13 protein-coding genes and 2 pseudogenes are annotated in these 18,506 nt (G+C 57.0%); 12 read left to right on the top strand and 3 right to left on the bottom strand.

Annotation, left to right across the window (positions count from 1 at the left end):
- The first annotated feature begins 137 nt into the window (after positions 1-137).
- From KTQ42_RS19835 to KTQ42_RS19805, 7 genes are all read left to right on the top strand, one after another.
- Complete coding sequence (locus KTQ42_RS19835; RefSeq protein WP_217347333.1) at positions 138-1,088, top strand: hydroxymethylglutaryl-CoA lyase; 951 nt, start codon at positions 138-140, stop codon at positions 1,086-1,088.
- Positions 1,078-2,259, top strand: coding sequence for a CaiB/BaiF CoA-transferase family protein (locus KTQ42_RS19830; protein ID WP_217347332.1), 1,182 nt, complete (start codon positions 1,078-1,080; stop codon positions 2,257-2,259). The genes KTQ42_RS19835 and KTQ42_RS19830 overlap by 11 nt, the downstream gene beginning before the upstream one ends.
- Positions 2,260-2,326: 67 nt before the next feature.
- Positions 2,327-3,265, top strand: coding sequence for a tripartite tricarboxylate transporter substrate binding protein (locus KTQ42_RS19825; protein ID WP_249223037.1), 939 nt, complete (start codon positions 2,327-2,329; stop codon positions 3,263-3,265).
- A gap of 26 nt (positions 3,266-3,291) precedes the next feature.
- Positions 3,292-4,260, top strand: coding sequence for a tripartite tricarboxylate transporter substrate binding protein (locus KTQ42_RS19820; protein ID WP_217347330.1), 969 nt, complete (start codon positions 3,292-3,294; stop codon positions 4,258-4,260).
- Between the two features lie 22 nt (positions 4,261-4,282).
- Complete coding sequence (locus KTQ42_RS19815; protein ID WP_217347329.1) at positions 4,283-5,215, top strand: SMP-30/gluconolactonase/LRE family protein; 933 nt, start codon at positions 4,283-4,285, stop codon at positions 5,213-5,215.
- Positions 5,216-5,344: 129 nt separating this feature from the next.
- Positions 5,345-5,806: a tripartite tricarboxylate transporter TctB family protein gene (locus KTQ42_RS19810; protein WP_217347328.1), complete on the top strand. Its 462-nt coding sequence runs from the start codon at positions 5,345-5,347 to the stop codon at positions 5,804-5,806.
- A 9-nt stretch (positions 5,807-5,815) separates the two neighbouring features.
- A complete protein-coding gene (locus tag KTQ42_RS19805; protein WP_217347327.1) occupies positions 5,816-7,366 on the top strand; it encodes a tripartite tricarboxylate transporter permease in 1,551 nt (516 codons plus the stop codon).
- Between the two features lie 387 nt (positions 7,367-7,753).
- Here the strand turns inward: KTQ42_RS19805 and KTQ42_RS19800 are convergent, their stop codons facing one another.
- Both KTQ42_RS19800 and KTQ42_RS19795 read right to left on the bottom strand, forming a co-directional pair.
- Positions 7,754-9,067, bottom strand: coding sequence for a PQQ-dependent sugar dehydrogenase (locus KTQ42_RS19800; RefSeq protein WP_217347326.1), 1,314 nt, complete (start codon positions 9,065-9,067; stop codon positions 7,754-7,756).
- Positions 9,068-9,151: 84 nt separating this feature from the next.
- Positions 9,152-9,913 (bottom strand): glucose 1-dehydrogenase, encoded by a 762-nt coding sequence (locus tag KTQ42_RS19795; protein ID WP_217347325.1) that lies wholly within the window; start codon positions 9,911-9,913, stop codon positions 9,152-9,154.
- 106 nt (positions 9,914-10,019) lie between these two features.
- On the opposite strand from KTQ42_RS19795, the gene KTQ42_RS19790 reads away from it, so the two are divergent.
- From KTQ42_RS19790 to KTQ42_RS19785, 3 genes and pseudogenes are all read left to right on the top strand, one after another.
- Positions 10,020-10,916 carry a LysR family transcriptional regulator gene (locus tag KTQ42_RS19790; RefSeq protein ID WP_217347324.1) on the top strand — a complete coding sequence of 299 codons (897 nt, stop codon included), beginning with the start codon at positions 10,020-10,022 and terminating at the stop codon, positions 10,914-10,916.
- A 111-nt stretch (positions 10,917-11,027) separates the two neighbouring features.
- A pseudogene (locus KTQ42_RS24045) lies at positions 11,028-11,231 on the top strand (integrase); the annotation flags it as partial.
- A 110-nt stretch (positions 11,232-11,341) separates the two neighbouring features.
- Positions 11,342-12,518: pseudogene (locus tag KTQ42_RS19785) on the top strand (IS3 family transposase).
- An 81-nt stretch (positions 12,519-12,599) separates the two neighbouring features.
- On the opposite strand, the gene KTQ42_RS19780 reads toward KTQ42_RS19785, so the two are convergent.
- Positions 12,600-13,433, bottom strand: coding sequence for a PEP-CTERM sorting domain-containing protein (locus KTQ42_RS19780; protein ID WP_217347323.1), 834 nt, complete (start codon positions 13,431-13,433; stop codon positions 12,600-12,602).
- Positions 13,434-13,730: 297 nt separating this feature from the next.
- Between KTQ42_RS19780 and KTQ42_RS19775 the strand changes: the two genes are divergently transcribed.
- On the top strand, positions 13,731-14,483 hold the full coding sequence (locus KTQ42_RS19775; protein WP_217347322.1) for an alpha/beta fold hydrolase: 753 nt from the start codon (positions 13,731-13,733) through the stop codon (positions 14,481-14,483).
- A gap of 865 nt (positions 14,484-15,348) precedes the next feature.
- Positions 15,349-18,129 (top strand): PAS domain S-box protein, encoded by a 2,781-nt coding sequence (locus KTQ42_RS19770; RefSeq protein ID WP_217347321.1) that lies wholly within the window; start codon positions 15,349-15,351, stop codon positions 18,127-18,129.
- Positions 18,130-18,506: the final 377 nt, after the last annotated feature.

The raw sequence follows: 18,506 nt of genomic DNA, 5'->3' as shown, positions 1-18,506 counted from the left end.
TCATTCTAACAGACAGAACAAAGCGTTGCAAACGGTCCAGCCTTGATTCCAAAAACATCTAGCTTGAAGAACCGTACAGCAACCCCTTTGAGCCAGCGCGGAGGTTTGCCGTGCCAAGTAATTTGAGGAGTCCAACGATGAGTTTTGATCCAAAAGCAGGACCTGATGTCTTGATCAGCGAAGTCGGCCCGCGCGACGGGCTGCAGTCCGTCAAAGCAACCATGCCGACCGAGCACAAGAAGCGCTGGATCAGCGCCTTGCATGACGCAGGCATTCGTGAGATCGAGGTGGCCTCGTTTGTGCCGGCGAAACTGTTGCCGCAGATGGCGGACGCGGAAGAAGTCGTCCGGCATGCACTGACATTGCCCGGCCTGACCGTGATGGCGCTGGTGCCCAATCTGCGCGGTGCCGAGGCGGCGCTAGCGGCAGGCGTGCACAAGGTCACCATCCCGGTATCAGCCAGCGAGGCCCATTCGCTGGCAAATGTGCGTAAGACGCGGGAACAGATGATCGATACGGTGCGCGAGATCGTCGCGCTGCGAAATCGCACTGCGCCCGGCGTAAAGATTGAAGCCGGTATTTCCACCGCGTTCGGCTGCACGATACAAGGCTTGGTCGCCGAGGACGATGTGATCCGGATGGCAGCCTGGTGTGCGGCGGCCGGGGTCGACGACTGCGGCCTGTCGGACACGACCGGCTATGCCAATCCGGCGCAGGTGCGGCGCCTGTTTCGCCGCATGCGCTCGGAAATCGGCGAAAAGGCTGGCGCGGCGCACATGCACAATACCCGCGGCCTTGGCCTGGCGAACTGCCTGGCCGCCTTTGAAGAAGGCGTGCGCGTCTTCGATTCCTCGCTGGGCGGGCTGGGCGGCTGTCCGTATGCGCCAGGCGCGTCAGGCAACGTGGTGACCGAGGACCTGGTGTTCATGTTCGAAGCCATGGGCGTGCGCACCGGGATCGATATCGACCGCCTGATCGCGGCACGGGAGCCGCTCAAGGCCGGCCTGCCGGGCGAGCCGTTATATGGCATGACGCCGGAAGCCGGTCTGCCGAAAGGTTTTCAACAAGGAGTGTCGCATGTCAGCTAAACATCTTCCCTACAAGGGTGTACGCGTCGTTGAGTTCACGCACATGGTGATGGGGCCGACCTGCGGTATGGTGCTGGCCGATCTGGGTGCGGAAGTCATCAAGGTCGAGCCGATCGGCGGTGACAACACCCGCAAGCTGCTCGGCTCCGGCGCTGGCTTCTTCCCGATGTTCAACCGTAACAAGAAGAGCATCGCTGTCGACTTGCAAACGCCGGAAGGCAGAGAGCTGGTCTTGAGGCTGATCGATACGGCCGATATCGTCAGCGAAAACTTCAAGCCCGGCACCATGAAGAAGCTGGGGCTGGACTATGCCAGCCTGTCCGCCCGCAATGAACGGCTGATCTATGTCAGCCACAAGGGCTTCCTGCCCGGCCCCTATGACCATCGCACGGCGCTTGATGAGGTCGTGCAGATGATGGGCGGCCTAGCGTACATGACCGGGCGACCTGGCGATCCGCTGCGTGCCGGTACCAGCGTCAACGACATCATGGGCGGCATATTCGGTGCCCTCGGCGCGATGGCTGCATTGGCAGAGCGCGCCCAGACCGGCCGGGGGCAGGAAGTACAAAGCGCACTTTATGAAAACAATGTGTTCTTGGTCGCGCAGCACATGATGCAGTATGCGGTGACAGGCAAGCCGGCCGCACCTATGCCCAGTCGCATTTCCGCGTGGGCGGTGTATGACGTGTTCAACGTCAAGGACAACGAGCAGATCTTCCTGGCAGTGGTGAGCGACACGCAGTGGGCCATCTTCTGCGATGCATTTGGCCTGTCTGACCTGAAAGCCGACCTGCGCCTGATCACCAATAATGACAGAGTGTCTGCCCGCGATTGGATGATGCCCTTGCTGCGTGCCGAGATGGCGCGCTACAGCGTCGCCGAGCTATCGGCAGTGTTTGAAAAACACGGCTTGCCTTTTGCTCCGATTACCCGGCCACACGACCTGCTTGACGATCCGCATTTAATGCAAACCGGCGGGCTGGCACCCATGAGGCTTCCCGACGGACGCGAAACCTTGACTGCATTGCTGCCTTTGACACTTGGCGGCGAGAGGCCCGGCATTCGACTCAATCCCCCAAAGCTCGGCGAACACAGCACCGAAATACTAAGTGAGCTGGGCTACGACGAGGGCGCGATCCGCGCCATGCAGACGCAACAAATCGTTCGATAAATTACGTAGGAGACATCAGATGCAATCCCCCCGCAGCAAAAATTTGTTTGTCGTTCTCGCCACGGCGATGACGCTCTCCACCGGCGCAAGTTTTGCGCAAAACGGTAACTGGCCGAATCAGCCAATACGTTTCATCGTTCCCTATACCCCGGGAGGCGGCACGGATACGGTGACGCGCCATATCGCGGAAAAAATGTCTGGCAATACCAAATGGACCTTCCTGGTGGATAACAAGCCTGGCGCCAACGGCAACATCGGCATGGACGCAGTGGCGAAGTCCAAGCCGGACGGCTACACCATCGGCATGGGGCAAACCGCAAATCTGGCCATCAATTCCACCCTGATTCCCAAGATGCCATTCAACGCATCCAAGGATCTCGTTCCGGTTGCACTAGTGGCCGAGCTTCCGACAGTCATGGTAGTGCGAGCCGACTCTCCCTGGAAATCGGTGGGCGATGCAGTAAAAGCCGCAAAAGCCAAACCGGGCGAGGTCAAGCAGGCTCTTGCCGGAAATGGCACGGTAGGTCATCTAGCAGGCGAAATGCTGAGCCGCCAAGCCGGGATCCAGGTGCTCAATATTCCCTATAAAGGTGCCGCGCCAGCCATCACCGATCTCATTGGCGGGCAGACCGATTACATGTTTGCCACACCCCAATCGGTAGCTGGAATGATCAAGGGTGGCAAGTTGCGCGCGATCGCCGTCACTTCGCAAAAGCGTTTGTCCTTCCTCCCCAATGTGCCGACAGTCGCTGAATCCGGCTACAAGGACTTCGTAGCGATGGATTGGAAGGCAATTGTTGCTCCAGCTGGAACGCCTCCGGAGATTGTGCAACGCCTGAACGCAGAAGTCGGAAAGGCGCTTGCGCAGCCGGCGTTGGTCGCCACGCTGGAAGCTGAAGGCAGCACCCCTATGACCGGTTCCCCGGAACAAGCGGCCAAGTTCATTAAAGCTGAACAGGAAAAATGGGGCAGCCTGATCCGGGAAGCCGGCATTAAGCCAGACTAAAAGTTCATCAATCAAAGGAGACCAGCATGATTGCCAAACTATCCGGCTGCGCGTTTGCTGTGGCCTGCGTACTTCCAATTGCCGCTGTGGCACAAGCCACCTGGCCCGAGAGACCGGTTCGCATCGTCGTACCCTATGCACCCGGTGGAACGACCGACTACGCAGCACGTCAGATTGCTGCCAAACTCTCGGAGCAAACCAAGCAAACGTTTTTTGTCGAGAACAAGCCTGGCGCCAGCGGTACGATCGGGACGAACTTCGTTGCCAAGGCAGCCCCGGATGGCTACACGCTTCTGGCCAATGACACGACGTACACAATGCTGCCATCGTTGTTCGCCAAACTTCCATGGAACTATGACAATGACATCGTTCCGGTGACGACCATTGCACAAACTCCAGTGATTCTGATCGTGAGTGCAAGTTCCCCCTACAAAAATCTGGGTGAATTGATTAGTTATGCACAGAAGAACCCGGACAAGCTGAACTTTGGGTCTGGCGGATCTGGCAGCTCCACCCATCTCGCTGCAGAAGTATTTAAAAAGGAAGCCAAGGCACCTGTCGTTCATGTTCCCTATAAAGGCGCTGGCGAGGCGATGCTTGGCCTGATTTCCAATCAAGTGGATCTCCTGGTCACCGCAAGCCCTACCGCCGTGCCGCAAATAAAAGGCGGAAAAGTGCGCGCATTGGCAGTCACTGGGGAGCGTCGATTGCCTTCCTTGCCAGACGTTCCGACGTTCAAGGAAGCGGGCTTGCCGAGTTATGCCGTCAATAACTGGTTTGGCTTGGCGGCACCCAAGGGCACATCGAAAGAGGTCATCATCAAGTTGCATGCGCTGGTCAACAAGGCGCTGGAAGACAAAGGCTTACGCGATCAATTTGCCCAGCAAGGCGCTCAGCCAGGAGGAATTCCTCCCGAACAGTTTTCCGAACTGATTCGGCGCGACGCCGCGCTGTGGCGGGCTGCAGCCAAAGACGCGAAAGTCCAACCAGAATGAGTCAACTGAAAGAAGCGTAGAGATGTGGAATCTTTCCTTTTCGCCGCCGCAGGTCATAGACGCCAAGGTGTTGACCAGCATGCCTGCTGCGTTGCGCAAACCGGTAATGAGCGAATGGGCCCATGCCAACAAGCCCGGGCAAATCGTTGATTGCTTCCTGGAGGGCCCTTCCTTCGATCGTTCAGGAAATTTATACCTCACCGATATTCCCCATGGGCGTATCTTCCGGGTCTCGCCTGACCTGAAGTGGGCGTGCGTCGCGCAGTACGAGGGGTGGCCGAACGGTTTGGCGATACACGCAGACGGTTCAGTCTGGATCGCTGATTACCGCCGCGGATTGCTCAGGCTCCAGGTCGAAACCGGTGACCTATCTACGCTTTTGGGACACCGTAACAGTGAATCCTTCAAGGGTCTAAACGATTTAACCTTTGATGCGGCGGGCGCCTGCTACTTTACTGACCAGGGGCAGACCGGTATGCAAGACCCGACGGGTCGGGTCTATCGCTTGCGTCATGGACAATCGGATCTGCAATCACTTGAGTGCCTCATTTCCAATGCGCCGAGTCCGAACGGGCTTGCCCTCAGCCAGGATGGCAAAGTGCTTTTTCTGGCCGTCACCCGGGCCAACCAGATTTGGCGCGCGCCGCTTCCCTCCGCAGGAAGCGTGTCAAAAGTAGGGGTATTCCAAAGCTTTTTTGGCATCAGTGGGCCAGATGGGATGGCGGTCGACCGCGACGGTGGACTGGTGGTAGCCCATGCAAGCCTTGGGGGAGCATTTGTTATCAATGCAAGAGGTGAGATAACGCATTTCGTGCGCAGTCCCGCAGGACACACCATTACCAACGTGGCTTTTCGACCAGGCACGTCCACATTGGTGCTGACCGATTCTTCCTCGGGTAGCGTGCTTCAGGCAGCGTTGCCAACGGCCGGAATGGATCTGTACTCACACAGCTGATGAGTTGCGTTCGGCTTGCCGGATCAATCAGGCAAGCGCAATGCTTTCAAGTGGCACGCCGTATGTAACAGGCATTTACCGATTCCGCAATTATTTGCCGCGTCATATAACAGCAGGAGACTTTGCAACATGTTAATTAGGAACCAGAAGGACTTCTGGTCGGGGGTGATGTTTGCCGCCTTCGGCCTTTTCTTCGCCGGGTTTGGTACCCGTTACACCTTCGGCTCGGCCGCCCGCATGGGCCCCGGCTACTTTCCCACCGTACTCGGCGTCATCCTCATCGTCATGGGCGTCGGCATTGCCCTCATGGCACTCTCGCCCAAGGCCGAGGCGCACAAGGTCGACCGCTTTTCCTGGTCCACCATCATTCTCATCCTCGGCTCGGTCGTGCTCTTTGGCCTGTTCCTGCCGCGCCTGGGCCTGGTCATTTCCCTCATCACCGTGGTGCTGGTGTCGAGCTATGCCAGCCATGAATTCGGCTGGCGCGCCGCCCTGATCAACACCGTCGTGCTGGTGGCGCTGTGCCTGTTCGTCTTCGTCTATGCCCTGAGTCTGCAGTTTCCGCTGTGGCCCACCTTCCTCGGCACCTAAGGAGCACACATGGAAACCCTGCTTGCCAACCTCTCCACCGGCTTCGGCGCGGTGCTGGCCACCGAGCCGTTCTCGGTCTTCGGCCTGACCATGAGCCTGCCGATGAACCTGGCCTACTGCTTCATCGGCGCCCTGATCGGCACCCTGATCGGCGTGCTGCCGGGCCTGGGCCCGATCGCCACCATCGCCATGCTGCTGCCGGCAACCTATGCGCTGCCCCCGCTGGGCGGCCTGATCATGCTGGCCGGCATTTACTATGGCGCCCAGTACGGCGGCTCCACCACCGCCATCCTGGTCAACCTGCCCGGCGAAACCTCGTCGGTGGTGACCTGTATCGACGGCTACCAGATGGCCCGGCGCGGCCGTGCCGGCGTGGCGCTGTCCACCGCTGCCATCGGCTCGTTCTTTGCCGGCTGCGTCGGCACGCTGCTGCTGGCTGCCTTCGCGGTGCCGCTGGCCGAAGTGGCCTTCAAGTTCGGCCCGGCCGAGTACTTCTCGCTGATGGTGCTGGGCATGATCGGCGCAGTGGTGCTGGCCTCCGGCTCGCTGGTCAAGGCCATTGCCATGATTGTGCTGGGCCTGCTGGGCGGCGTGATCGGCACGGATGTCAACACTGGCGTATCGCGCTATGCGTTTGACATCCCCGAGCTGTCCGACGGCGTGAGCTTTGCCGCGGTGGCCATGGGCGTGTTCGGCTTTGCCGAGGTGATGACCAACCTCGAGCAGAAGGAAAAGCGCGAAGTCTTCACCAGCAAGATCACCACGCTGTTCCCGTCGAAAGACGACTTCAAGCGCATGGTGGCGCCCATCCTGCGCGGCACCGCGCTGGGCTCGATGCTGGGCATCCTGCCCGGCGGCGGTGCGGCCTTGGCCTCGTTTGGCGCCTACACGATGGAAAAGAAGATCAGCAGGAACAGCGCCGAGTTCGGCAAGGGCGCCATCGAAGGCCTGGCCGGGCCCGAGTCGGCCAACAATGCCGCGGCGCAGACCTCGTTCATTCCGCTCCTGACGCTGGGCATTCCGCCCAATGCGGTCATGGCGCTGATGGTGGGCGCGATGACGATCCACAACATCCAGCCGGGCCCGCAGGTCATGACCAGCAACCCGACGCTGTTCTGGGGCCTGATCGTGTCGATGTGGCTGGGCAATGCGATGCTGGTGATTTTGAACCTGCCGCTGATTGGCATCTGGATCAAGCTCCTGACGGTCCCGTACCGCTACCTGTACCCGGCGATCCTGGTGTTCTGCTGCATTGGCGTCTACACGGTCAACAACAGCGTGTTCGACGTGTTCATGACGGCAGGCTTTGGCGTTTTGGGCTATGTGTTCATCAAGCTCGGTTGCGAAGGCGCGCCGCTGCTGCTGGGCTTTGTGCTGGGGCCGATGATGGAAGAGAACTTCCGTCGTTCGCTGCTATTGTCGCGAGGCGACTTCAGCGTGTTCTTTACGCGGCCGATCTCGCTGGGCCTGCTGCTGGCGGCTGCGGCGCTGGTGGTGATCGTGGCGCTGCCGTCGATCAAGTCCAAGCGCGAGGAAGCGTTCCAGGAAGAGGCTGCGTGAGAAGGGTAAGCGATATTGATTGCATGGCGATCATTCAAATGTCGCCATCCTGAATTCCTCATGCTGACTGGCTTCTTGGTACTCAATAGGAGCCAGTCATATCGTTGAAGCGAATGACAGCAACGAGTCGAAAGTGTTAGTTGCACTTCGGGCTAGCGTCAGCGAAAAAAGACATTGATAATGCGGGTGGGGTAATTCGCGCTCGGCCACAGTGCGAGTAGGGCGGCGATGCCTGCATGCATAGTCGTCGTTAGGAGCGTACCGGCAGCGAATCCTCGCCATTGCCGCGCTGTGGTTAATGCCCTTGCCGCTCTCCTACATTGTGGCAATCATTGGCACCACAACTCGATCGTTGATTCGCTTTCTGGGCCGGAAGTCTGCGCGGCGCTATCGTGCGACGATGCGATACACATTGCCTTCCACCGTGAGCAGGTAAAGTTCGTGTTGCGCATCTTCACCAAAAGAAAGTATGGCGCCGCTGGCGAGTCTGCCGAAGTCCATGCCCGCTGCCGTAGTGCCGTTTGCGTAACGAAGCCCCTTGATCCAGCCCGCGCACAGGTCGGAGTACAGGTAGACACCTTGCAAGCCTGGGATCGCGGCACCGCGGTAGACGAATCCGCCAACGATGGCGCAAGCGCCGCCATCACGCCCATATTCCAATGCAGGTAACGTCAAGCCACGGCTGTCACAAGCGTCGCCGGTGAAACAAACTTCGCCTTCCATGACATTCCAGCCGTAATTCAGGCCGCCTTGCTCAGTTGGTGCAATATCAATTTCTTCTCGCTTGTTCTGCCCAACGTCAGCGATATACAGCAGGCTGGTGCTCGCATCAAAAGCATAGCGCCATGGATTGCGCAAGCCATACGCCCAAATCTCCGCGCGCTTCCCGGGCTGGTTGAGGAACGGGTTGGTCGCGGGAATGGCATACAGCGTACCAGCGCTTGTGGCCGAAACATCAATACGCAATAACTTACCGAGAAGCACCCCAGTGTTCTGCGCATTAGCAAAGGGATCACCTTGGCTGCCACCATCTCCGGTACCTACATACAGGTATCCATCGGGCCCGAACCGCAGGAGGCCGCCATTATGATTTGAGAACTGTGGATGCGGTATAGAAAGAATTCGCAAAGCCGAGAGGGAGTCGGCCTGTGCTGGGTTTGCTGAAACGCGGTAGCGGTCAATAGCGATGTCGCCGTTCAGGTCCGTGTAGTACACATAGAAAAAGCCATTTTCAGCATAGGCTGGGTCAAATGCCATTGACAGCAGGCCGCGTTCGCCGTCGGTTGTCGTGCGGCCGCGGATATCGAGGAAAGGCATAGGCAGCAGCCCGCCGTCCTGAACAATCCGTATGCTTCCGCCGCGCTCTACGATAAAAAGCCGCGTATCGCCATCGGGTGCGGTCAGGAACACCGGACTGGACAATCCGCTCGCGACCGCTTTTGCCGCCAACGCCGGCGCCGCGTCTGCCGACGGCGGGATAAAAGCCGTCGCCGGCTGTCCTGCTGGCTCACTGCTCAAGCCGGCGCTGCCTGTGGCAGGACTGGTGCCATCACCGCCTGATCCGCCGCATCCGGCGAGCATGCCGGCCAGGCAAACCGGCAACTTGAATATATGCTTGATCCACGGTTTCATCGCAAGCTCAGGATGACCAAGAAAGAGTCGCCACATTGCTATGATCGCCACATCTGCTACCCGGTTCATTCGATTAGCCCCGTAGCGATACAAACTTAACTGTATTTAGCGAGTAGCCTGCTGGGCGGCGTTCGGCCAGAAGCGGACATGTCTTTACCTTATCGTAAAGCCTCCATCGATTGCAATGACCTGACCAGTCATAAAGCCCGCCCCTGGACTACATAGCCAAAGCACCGTAGAAGCGATTTCTTCCGAGCGCCCAAGACGCGCTACCGGAATTTCGGCAATTACTGCCTTCATAGTGTCAGGTTCGTCAGCCAGCGCCTGCTGGACCATTGGCGTGTCGATGGCGCCAGGACAGATTGCATTGATCCGTATACCCACGGCAGCGTACTCAAGTGCCGCACACTTGGTCAGACCAATCACCCCATGCTTAGACGCCGTATAGGCACCCAGGCCGGCGGTACCCACAAGGCCAGCCTGCGACGAGGTATTAACTATTGCTCCGCTTCCCTGGATGCGCATGTGACGAAGCGCGTGCTTCGCGCAGTTCCACACACCGCGCAGGTTGGTCGCTATGATGCGATCGAAGTGGGCGCCACTAGCATCGGCAGTCTCTGCGACGGGCACTTGGATCCCGGCATTGTTGAAAGCTACATCAAGCCGACCAAATGTGGCGACGGTTTTCTCGACCATGGAAGCGACCTCCCGCTCGTCAGCCACGTCGCAGCCAATTGCCATTGCTTTGTGCCCTGCCGCCACCAGTGCTTGTGCCGCAGCACTGACCGCAGCTTCGTCGATGTCGGCAAGTATTACTGCGGCACCAGCCTGAGCGAATGCCGTTGCTGTTACCAAGCCGATGCCTGACCCTGCTCCGGTAACCAGCGCAACTTTGTTTTCGAATGAAAGGTGCATGTCTTCTCCTGAGACGAAGTTTGGTGATAAGAGCCGCACTTTACTTCGCCACAGGCTATTGGATTAGATGCTAAGATCGACATAGGCTTATACGAAATATCTATTAATGCCACATGTTGATTTCAACCATTTGCAAGCTTTCATCGTCGTCGCCCGCGAACGTAGCTTCACGCGCGCTGCCGCCCAGCTCGGCGTTGCGCAACCGTCGCTAAGCCATACAATCAAAAGCTTGGAGTCGCGCTTGGGCGTACGCCTGCTAACGCGTACGACGCGTGGCGTGTCGCCGACGGAGGCAGGCGAACGTCTATTGGCAAGCCTGGCACCACATTACGAAGGAATCGCAGCCGGGCTGGCTGAGCTCGATAGCAATCGGGACAAACCTGCTGGTACGATCAGGATCACTGCCTCTGACTATGGGGCAAGCAGCTTTCTATGGCCCAAGTTGTCGGAATTAATGACGAAGTACCCCAACATCAATATCGAAATCGACATCAACAACCGAATGGTTGACATCTTGGCCGAGCGCTTTGACGCAGGCCTACGCTTCGGCGATCAGGTAGCGCAGGACATGATCGCGGTACGCATCACAGCTGACCTGCGCATGGCAGTCGTCGCGACGCCGAGCTACTTCGAAACGCATGGGCGCCCGGAGAGGCCGCAGGACCTAGTGGCACACAACTGCATCAATCTGCGGCTGGCGACCCACGGCGGGTTATATGCTTGGGAATTCAAAAAGGATAGCGGTATGCTGGAGGTACAGGTGCGGGGGCAATTCACTGGCAACACGACGCCGCAAATGCTGGAGGGCGCGCTGGCCGGCATTGGCATTGCGTATGTGCCCGTGACACTCGCGCAGCAGCACATCGAGAGCGGTCGACTGGTACCTGTGCTGGAAGACTGGTCGCCGACCTTCCCCGGCTACTACTTGTATTATCCGAGCCGGCGTCAACCCTCACGGGCCTTCGAGCTTGTGGTGGATGCGCTTCGGCACCGATCCGTATAAGCGCTAGTCGCCACTTTGGCAATGGTTGTTGACTACGCGAGGTCTGTTTTGGGTCGTTGAGCGTCCGTTTGCCTGACCACAATGGGAGTCCTTTCATTGAAGGAGACTCTCATGAAATCTCATACTGAAATTTCCAAGACGTCGGTTCCCTGGAACAAAGGCAGGCTCGTTGGTCAGAAAGCTCCGTTGAAACTCAAAGAGATTTGGGCCACCCGAATAAGACTCTAGCTTGCCGAAAAAGCCCGTGATCTGGCGCTGTTCAACCTCGCCATTGATAGCAAGTTGCGTGGCTGTGACTTGGTAAGCCTGCGCGTTGAGGTGTACTGTCAATAATGGACACTCTCGTGTCAGGCGGCCTGCAGATGTGAGGTAGCCTGACTTCTGGGGACACTCCCGTTTGATAAACTGAATCAATGGGAGAAAGCATGACGAGAACAGATTTGAGGACCTATACGCCCGAGTTTCGCGCGGAAACGGTCAAGCTGGTATTGGAACAGGGACTATCACTGGAAGTGGCGGCGCAGCGGCTGTCGGTGCTGAAAGGGACGCTGGCAAACTGGGTCACGGCCGCCAAGCGGGGATCAACAGCATCAACCTCAGCCCCTAGCAGTCGTAACGTCGCTGACTCGGAAGCGGAGAACGCCAGGTTGCGCCGTGAGCTCGCGGTGGATCGCATGGAGAAGGAAGTCTTAAAAAAAGGCACCGCTGCGTACTTTGCTCGGGAGTCGCTGCCCGGTACGCGCAATTGAAGACAATGCGGCTCGACTACCCGATTGCATTGCTGTGCCGTGTGTTTGACGTCTCGCGCAGCGGCTTCTATGCCTGGATTGCCCGCAAGCCGTCACAACGCCAGCAAGCTGGCGAACAACTGAAGGTGGCCATCAAGGCAGTACACCGGCAGAGCCGTGAAACCTACGGCATACGCCGGATACAGCCAGAGCTGGCGGCACAAGGGTTCCCGGCTGGGCGGGTTGTATTGGACGGCGACGACAGAAATTGGGCTTGCGCTGCAAGCAGAAACGCAAGTTCACAGCTATGACCAATTCCCCGCATAACCTGTCGGTGGCGCCCAATCTGCTGGCCCAGATATTTATGCCGACCCGCCCAAATCAAATGTGGCTGACCGATATCACTTATCTGCCCACTCGAGAAGGCTGGCTTTACCTGGCTGGCGTGAAAGATGTCTTCACATGTGAAATCGTCGGCTATGCGATGGACGAGCGCATGACGCAGGAGTTGACGGCCAGGGCGTTCTGGCAAGCTGTGCGCAACAAGCGACCACCAGCGCTAGTGATCCATCATTCGGACAGGGGAAGTCAATATTGTGCGCATGCCTATTGTAAGTTGCTGGACCAGTTTGGCATGCAAGCATCCATGTCGCGCAAAGGAAATTGCTTCGATAACGCACCGATGGAAAGCTTCTGGGGCAGCCTGAAAAATGAACTGACACATCACCAGCATTATGAAACGCGTGCCCATGCCAAGGCAGCGGTCCAGGAATACATCGAGATTTTTTACAACCGCCAGCGGCGCCATTCACGCCTTGGCTACCTGTCCCCTGCAGTGTTTGCTGAAACCTTCAAACATCTGCAGGACGCATGACACGAGAGTGTCCACTATTGACAGTACACCTCATAAAGGTCCGCTCCATTGGGAGCGGACCAAGACATCAGGATGAAAATGCTAGGCAGCTTTACGCCGGCGAGCAGCAGAAAGGCTTGCCATACCCAAGCCCAGCAAAGCTAAGGTTCCAGGAAGCGGTACTTGGCCGGTTGGCGGAGGATTGCCGCCAGGCGGCGGATCGATTGGCGGAGGATTTGTTATCGAGCCACCGAACCCATCTAGGTAGGCGTAGCCGAGATGCCCGGTCGGTAGGCAATCGGCAGCAAGCAACGCGAGAGTGAAGTCATGGCCGAGAAGGGATGAATCGATGACCAGGTTTTCGATCTGCCATTGCGAAGTATAGAAGTAGTCACCAAGGGCGGAGAAGCGACTGTCCACTCCACCCCCTTCGGCGCCAGCATCATAGGTGCGACTGATCACATCCCGTCCGGTGGTGTCATCGCGCAGCACGATGCGGAAGAAAGCTGAGTCAGCTGGATCATGGCCGCCATTCTCGAGCACCGCCTTCCAAGCAAAAATAATGGTTGAGTCGGTATAGCCGGTCACCTTTTGGCTGATCGCCGAAGCGTAGCCGCCAGACGATGTGTCCTCAATCCGGTAGGCGTTGTTGCCCGCATAGACAGTGCTTCCAAAGGAAGCGCCAATGGTCGGATCGACAGTTCCGGCGGAAACAACGCCTGACCGGGTTGCAGGGCCATCATATAGCGAACCGCCGGGGAGAACGCTCGACGGTGTGAGTGCTGCATTGTCGACACCGCCGCGGTAGCCCTCGCCGGTAGACCAGCCCGCAGTAGTGCCAGTTTCGAAGCCACCATTGACGAAGGTGGCTGCTGCTGCCGGAACTGAGGCGAATACGGCAAAAGCCCCGGCGCAAATACACTTAACGCAGTTCATATGTGCCTTTCTTCTTAATTGTTAAACACAAACCCTTTTTTGCTGCGGTGCCATTTCAGCAAAAAATGTACCAAACAGTTGACGAATTCGTAACTATTTGATTTGAAATAAACAATTTAATAAGTATTAACGTTTGGTAACTATCGGTAACAATTGGTGTAAAATTTTTCGACACATGGTTACTTTTTGGGAACGAATTGGTAAGGCCAACAAGGCGGGCAGCAACAATTTAAAGATGAGCAGTACCTCAATTAGGGAATGGAATAATTTCGCACGCACCAAAGAGGTTTTATTGGAATGGGCGCATACCGCTCCACGCCGCTCGGAAAATGCCGCGCCAACACCACCCAGCTATTGGTGCATGACCTGAAAGCCCTGTGGCGGATGTTGGGCATAGAGCGCTGGCTGGTGACAGGCGGCTCCTCGGGTGCGCTGCTGGCCCTGGCCTATGGCCAAGCTTATCCGGATGCCTGCCTGGGCTTCGTGCTGAGCAGCATCCTGCTCGACAGCCTGGGGGAAATCGACTGGTTCCTACATGGCATGCGCCTGTTCTATCCGCAGGCGCATAAACATTTCACCACATGGATACCGGAAGAAAAGCGCGGCGATCTCCTTGCCGCCTATGAAAAGCGGCTTTTCGCCGACGCGCCGGCGGTGCGCATGGAAATTGCGCGGCGCTGGTACCGCTACAGCGAGGACTGTGCGCTGCTTGCGCATGATCCGCAAGCCGTCCAGCAAGCCCTGAAGCAAAACAGCGTGGTCTACAGCACCGTTCGGCTGCGTGCGCATTACTTCAGGCACCGCATGTTCCTGGAGCCCGGCCAGCTGATCAATAATATGGAGCGCATCGCCCATCTGCCGGCCGCTATAGTGCAGAGCGGCCATGACGTGATCACGCCGCCGCAGGCGGCTTACCGACTGCACCGTGCCTGGCCCGGTTCGGTGCTGCACATCGTGCCGGACGCCGGCCATGCGCCATCCGAGCCCCGCATCCAGGTCCAGCTGATGCAGGCGCTGGAAAAGTTCAGGAAGGAAGGAAATTTCAGCTGACCCTTGGCCTGCCGAAAACAAGTTCGGAGTTTTGGCCGGCGTGGTGGTCCATTTTCCTGGCAGGCGCGGCCGCGAGAAGATTCTGCCGGTACATACCCGCAAGGTGCCACTGACCGCGGATGGCGTGTTGCAGGAACTAGCACCGTCGACTCATGACCGTAGCAAACTTTGGGCAGTCAGTGTAACGGGGACCTGCTTGCAAGGTTATCTTGCCCGGATTTCCCCGTCAGTCTCCTGCGATAATGCGCATAACCTTGCATCCTACTGTGCCCGTTGGTTACTCTTTACTCAGCACCTAGTACAGAGTGATCAATTCGCGCTCACACCAGGCTTCTTGTCGGAAATGCTTGTTGTCCATTGGCTGAGTGTGAGCCTGTTCGCCAATGCCTTCCAGCGTGCAGAACTGATTGCTCACAGAAGGGCATGCAGATTTGGAGTGGCAGGAGTTGAAAGAAATGTCTCGTGAAGACTACTTCAAGAAACGCGGCCGATTTAGGAAGCTGCTGGGTATCTAGAGCATCGATAATATCTGTGTATATTCGGAGTGGCTGTTTGCGGTGACAAAGCCGACGTTTTCTAAGCCAGCCTGACTGGAAGCTTAGGGTCGGGTACAGTCCTTCAGTGCCGGCAGCAGCGGGCTACGAGCGGATACATTCGACGTTAAGCAGCCGAAATTGCTTCTGCTGCCTGTTGAATGTGGATTGGAATGTTCGATGAAGTGCTCGCTAAGAGTCGATAGACTGACTACGTAGCGTGAGTCTATATTTTGCCAGGAAAATTATCAGGGAAGTCAAAGCGCGTAAAATTGCGAAATAACGTAACCATCAAGCTTCCGCGGCATAGCCTGCGGTCGTGACCAAACGACATGCAGACAGCAAAAAATCCTAGCTCGGAAACGGAACGTCTGCAGCAAACCACCCGTGACCTCGTTGCTATTTCGACTTTGCAGGCCTTCTGGGGTAGCCTTTCTCCTGAGGAAGTGATCAAGAACCTATCTCAGGTGTTCCTGGACATACTTAATCTGGACTCAGTTTATATCCGCCTTGCCAGTCACGAGCGGCGCGAGTCAATTGAAGCCATTTCCAGCAATCAACGCGACGTTGCCGACCTTGTTTCGCCGAGCACCAGAGCGGAGCTGGATCGGTTCCTGGCGCAGCGAGATGTCAACCAGGATATGGCTCTGCCGGACTTGTTTGGCGATGGACAATTGTGCGTGCATCCTACCCGATTCGGCATTGCCGAGGACAATGGCGTGGTCATTGCCGCGTCCCATCGCGCTGACTTTCCATCTGAGCATGACCGGCTGCTGTTGAGCTTCGGTGCAAATCAAGCTGCTGCGGTCATACAGCGCTGGCGCACCGAGCAGGCTTTGATGATGAGCGAGAAGCGTTTCCTAGAGATAGCTGACGCAGGGCCGGCCATGCTTTGGGTAACCGAACCGGACGGCTTTTGCTCATTTTTATCCCGGAGTTGGCACGAGTTTACCGGGCAACGCAAGGATGAAGGGTTCGGTTATGGATGGACACTTGCCATCCATCCGGAAGACCGCGAAACCGCAAAGGCAGCCTTCATCGATGCCAATGTAAGGAAGAAAGAATACGAGGATGAATTCCGGCTCTTGCATGCGGACGGAAGCTATCGTTGGGTAATTGACGCCGGCCGCCCGCGATTTTCCATTTCAGGTGAATTCCTGGGCTTTGTCGGCAACGTACTAGATATTACTCATCGCAAGCAGGCAGAAGAGGCGCTGCATAACGCCCAAGCGTTGATGTCAACCGTCTTCGAAATTCTCCCGGTCGGGGTTGGCGTATTCAGTCCAGACGGCAGCACCATACTCTCCAACCAGCAGATGCAGCATTATCTGCCAACCAATATCCTCCCTTCCCAGGATGGCGAACGCCATGCTCGCTGGAACGCCCATGACACTGATGGCCGTCTGCTTTCGCGCGAAGAATTTCCTGGAGCCCGGGCACTGCGCGGGGAACGAGTGGTGCCGGGAATCGAGGCACTGTACACTCAGGACGACGGCACGAAAATGTGGACTCAAGTCGCAGCCGTGCCGATCAGGAATGACAGAAAGCAGATTACTGGCCAAGTCGCCGTCGTCACGAACATTGATGCATCCAAGCGCATCGAGGAAGCCTTGCGCCTGTCAGAAGAAAAATACCGTACGCTCTTTAGCAAGATGGACGAGGGATTCGGCATTGTCGAAGTCATCCTGAATAACGAAGGCGAGCCAGCGGATTTCCGTTATCTTGAAACAAACCCGGTATTCGAACAGCAGACCGGCCTGAACGAAGTCATTGGCAAAACCATCCGTCAAATGGTGCCGAACGTGGAGGCATTGTGGATCGATGCCTTTGGCAGGATTGCGCTAACTGGGCAGGCAGAGCGTTTCGCGGATCATTCTTCTGCTTTGGGCAGATGGTTCGACGTGAATGCCTTTCCCATCGGAAAGCCGGAAGACCGCCATGTGGCATTTGTTTTCAGGGATATCACGGAGAGCAAATTGATTGAGCAGGAACTGCGTGAAGCAGATCGCCGCAAGGACGAATTCCTGGCCATGCTTGCGCATGAATTACGCAACCCGCTTGCGCCCATCAGCGCTGGTTCCGAGCTTTTGCAGATGGTCAGGCTGGATGGGAGCCAAGTCAGGCAAACCAGCGAAATCATCGGTCGGCAGGTCAGGCACATGAACAACTTGATTGATGATTTGCTGGACGTGTCACGGGTCAAGCGAGGACTGGTTGAGTTAGACAATACTACGCTGGACATGCGCCATGTCATTGCCGAAGCGGTAGAACAGACGGGTCCAATCATTCAGCTAAAACGCCATCAATTGGCTTTGCATCTTCCGCCAGATGAGATGATGGTTCTAGGCGACGGCAAGCGACTGGTGCAAATCGTGACCAATATTCTGAACAACGCCGCGAAATATACGCCGGAAGGTGGGAATATTGCCTTGCACGCTGAAGTGCTAAATGACGATGTGCTGCTCAATGTAAAGGATAACGGTGTCGGCATGTCGCCCGAGCTGCTAAGTCGGGTCTTTGATCTGTTTACACAGGCTGAACGCAGTTCCGATCGTTCCACAGGCGGATTGGGACTGGGTCTGGCTTTAGTGAAAAGTCTGGTGGAACTGCATGGGGGCTCGGTCAAGGCGAACAGCGACGGCGCCGACAAAGGCAGCCTGTTCACTATACGTTTGCCGCGACTGCGACGGCCGGTCGAGCAACCCGACACGACCCAGTCCGACGGCGCTCTCCAAATCTCAAGCAGCTCGCTGAAGATCCTAGTGGTGGATGACAATGCGGACGCGGCGACCTTGTTGAGCATGCTGCTAGAGGCATCTGGTCACCAGGTGTTGGTTGAGAACGGCGCAAGAAGTGCCTTGGAGCGTGCAAGCATCGAACGGCCCGATGTTTGCGTGTTGGACATCGGACTCCCTGACATGAACGGTAATGAATTGGCGCAGCATCTGCGCGCCATGCCGGAAGCTGCCGAAACACTCCTGATCGCCTTAACCGGCTATGGTCAGGAAGAGGACAAAAAAGCTACCCTTGCCGCGGGCTTCGATTACCACCTAGTGAAGCCGGTAGACTTTAAAACGCTTTTTTCAATCCTTGTGGATGCATCGTCTCGATAGCGAGCATTTGTGGCTCACGGGTTACTATGGCCCGAGCCAGTGTAAAAAAAGCGGCGTGATCAATAATTTGTGCCTTCACTGGCTTGGTTTCTCCTACGGTAGCTGGACTACTAACCGCTTCCGGCCAAAAGCCGTCGTTCAACAAGGCTGAACGAACGTCTGCTTCGCGATTCGAAGCAGACTACGCAACGCATTCCCGATGAGGGTTGTTTTGGCCGGAAATCAGTTACGGCATCTAGATTGTTTCCGTCTCACTGGAATTTGTGAGCATAACCCCATGACCGCTTACAGCCGCTGTGTGTGCAAGTGTTGCGCCGATACTCCCGACACTGATGTTCAGGATCTTCATAAATGCTCCTATTGGTTTGTCGAGCGCG

This window comes from Noviherbaspirillum sp. L7-7A (assembly GCF_019052805.1).
Classification (GTDB): domain Bacteria; phylum Pseudomonadota; class Gammaproteobacteria; order Burkholderiales; family Burkholderiaceae_D; genus Noviherbaspirillum_A.
The sequence above is the reverse complement of the archived record's forward strand: the minus strand, read 5'-3'. Positions and strand labels throughout refer to the sequence as shown.

Coding starts and splice junctions, on each gene's coding strand:
- KTQ42_RS19835 (WP_217347333.1), top strand. CDS start 138: ATGAGTTTTGATCCAAAAGCAGGACCTGATGTCTTGATCAGCGAAGTC.
- KTQ42_RS19830 (WP_217347332.1), top strand. CDS start 1,078: ATGTCAGCTAAACATCTTCCCTACAAGGGTGTACGCGTCGTTGAGTTC.
- KTQ42_RS19825 (WP_249223037.1), top strand. CDS start 2,327: ATGACGCTCTCCACCGGCGCAAGTTTTGCGCAAAACGGTAACTGGCCG.
- KTQ42_RS19820 (WP_217347330.1), top strand. CDS start 3,292: ATGATTGCCAAACTATCCGGCTGCGCGTTTGCTGTGGCCTGCGTACTT.
- KTQ42_RS19815 (WP_217347329.1), top strand. CDS start 4,283: ATGTGGAATCTTTCCTTTTCGCCGCCGCAGGTCATAGACGCCAAGGTG.
- KTQ42_RS19810 (WP_217347328.1), top strand. CDS start 5,345: ATGTTAATTAGGAACCAGAAGGACTTCTGGTCGGGGGTGATGTTTGCC.
- KTQ42_RS19805 (WP_217347327.1), top strand. CDS start 5,816: ATGGAAACCCTGCTTGCCAACCTCTCCACCGGCTTCGGCGCGGTGCTG.
- KTQ42_RS19800 (WP_217347326.1), bottom strand. CDS start 9,067: ATGAACCGGGTAGCAGATGTGGCGATCATAGCAATGTGGCGACTCTTT.
- KTQ42_RS19795 (WP_217347325.1), bottom strand. CDS start 9,913: ATGCACCTTTCATTCGAAAACAAAGTTGCGCTGGTTACCGGAGCAGGG.
- KTQ42_RS19790 (WP_217347324.1), top strand. CDS start 10,020: ATGCCACATGTTGATTTCAACCATTTGCAAGCTTTCATCGTCGTCGCC.
- KTQ42_RS19780 (WP_217347323.1), bottom strand. CDS start 13,433: ATGAACTGCGTTAAGTGTATTTGCGCCGGGGCTTTTGCCGTATTCGCC.
- KTQ42_RS19775 (WP_217347322.1), top strand. CDS start 13,731: ATGGGCGCATACCGCTCCACGCCGCTCGGAAAATGCCGCGCCAACACC.
- KTQ42_RS19770 (WP_217347321.1), top strand. CDS start 15,349: ATGCAGACAGCAAAAAATCCTAGCTCGGAAACGGAACGTCTGCAGCAA.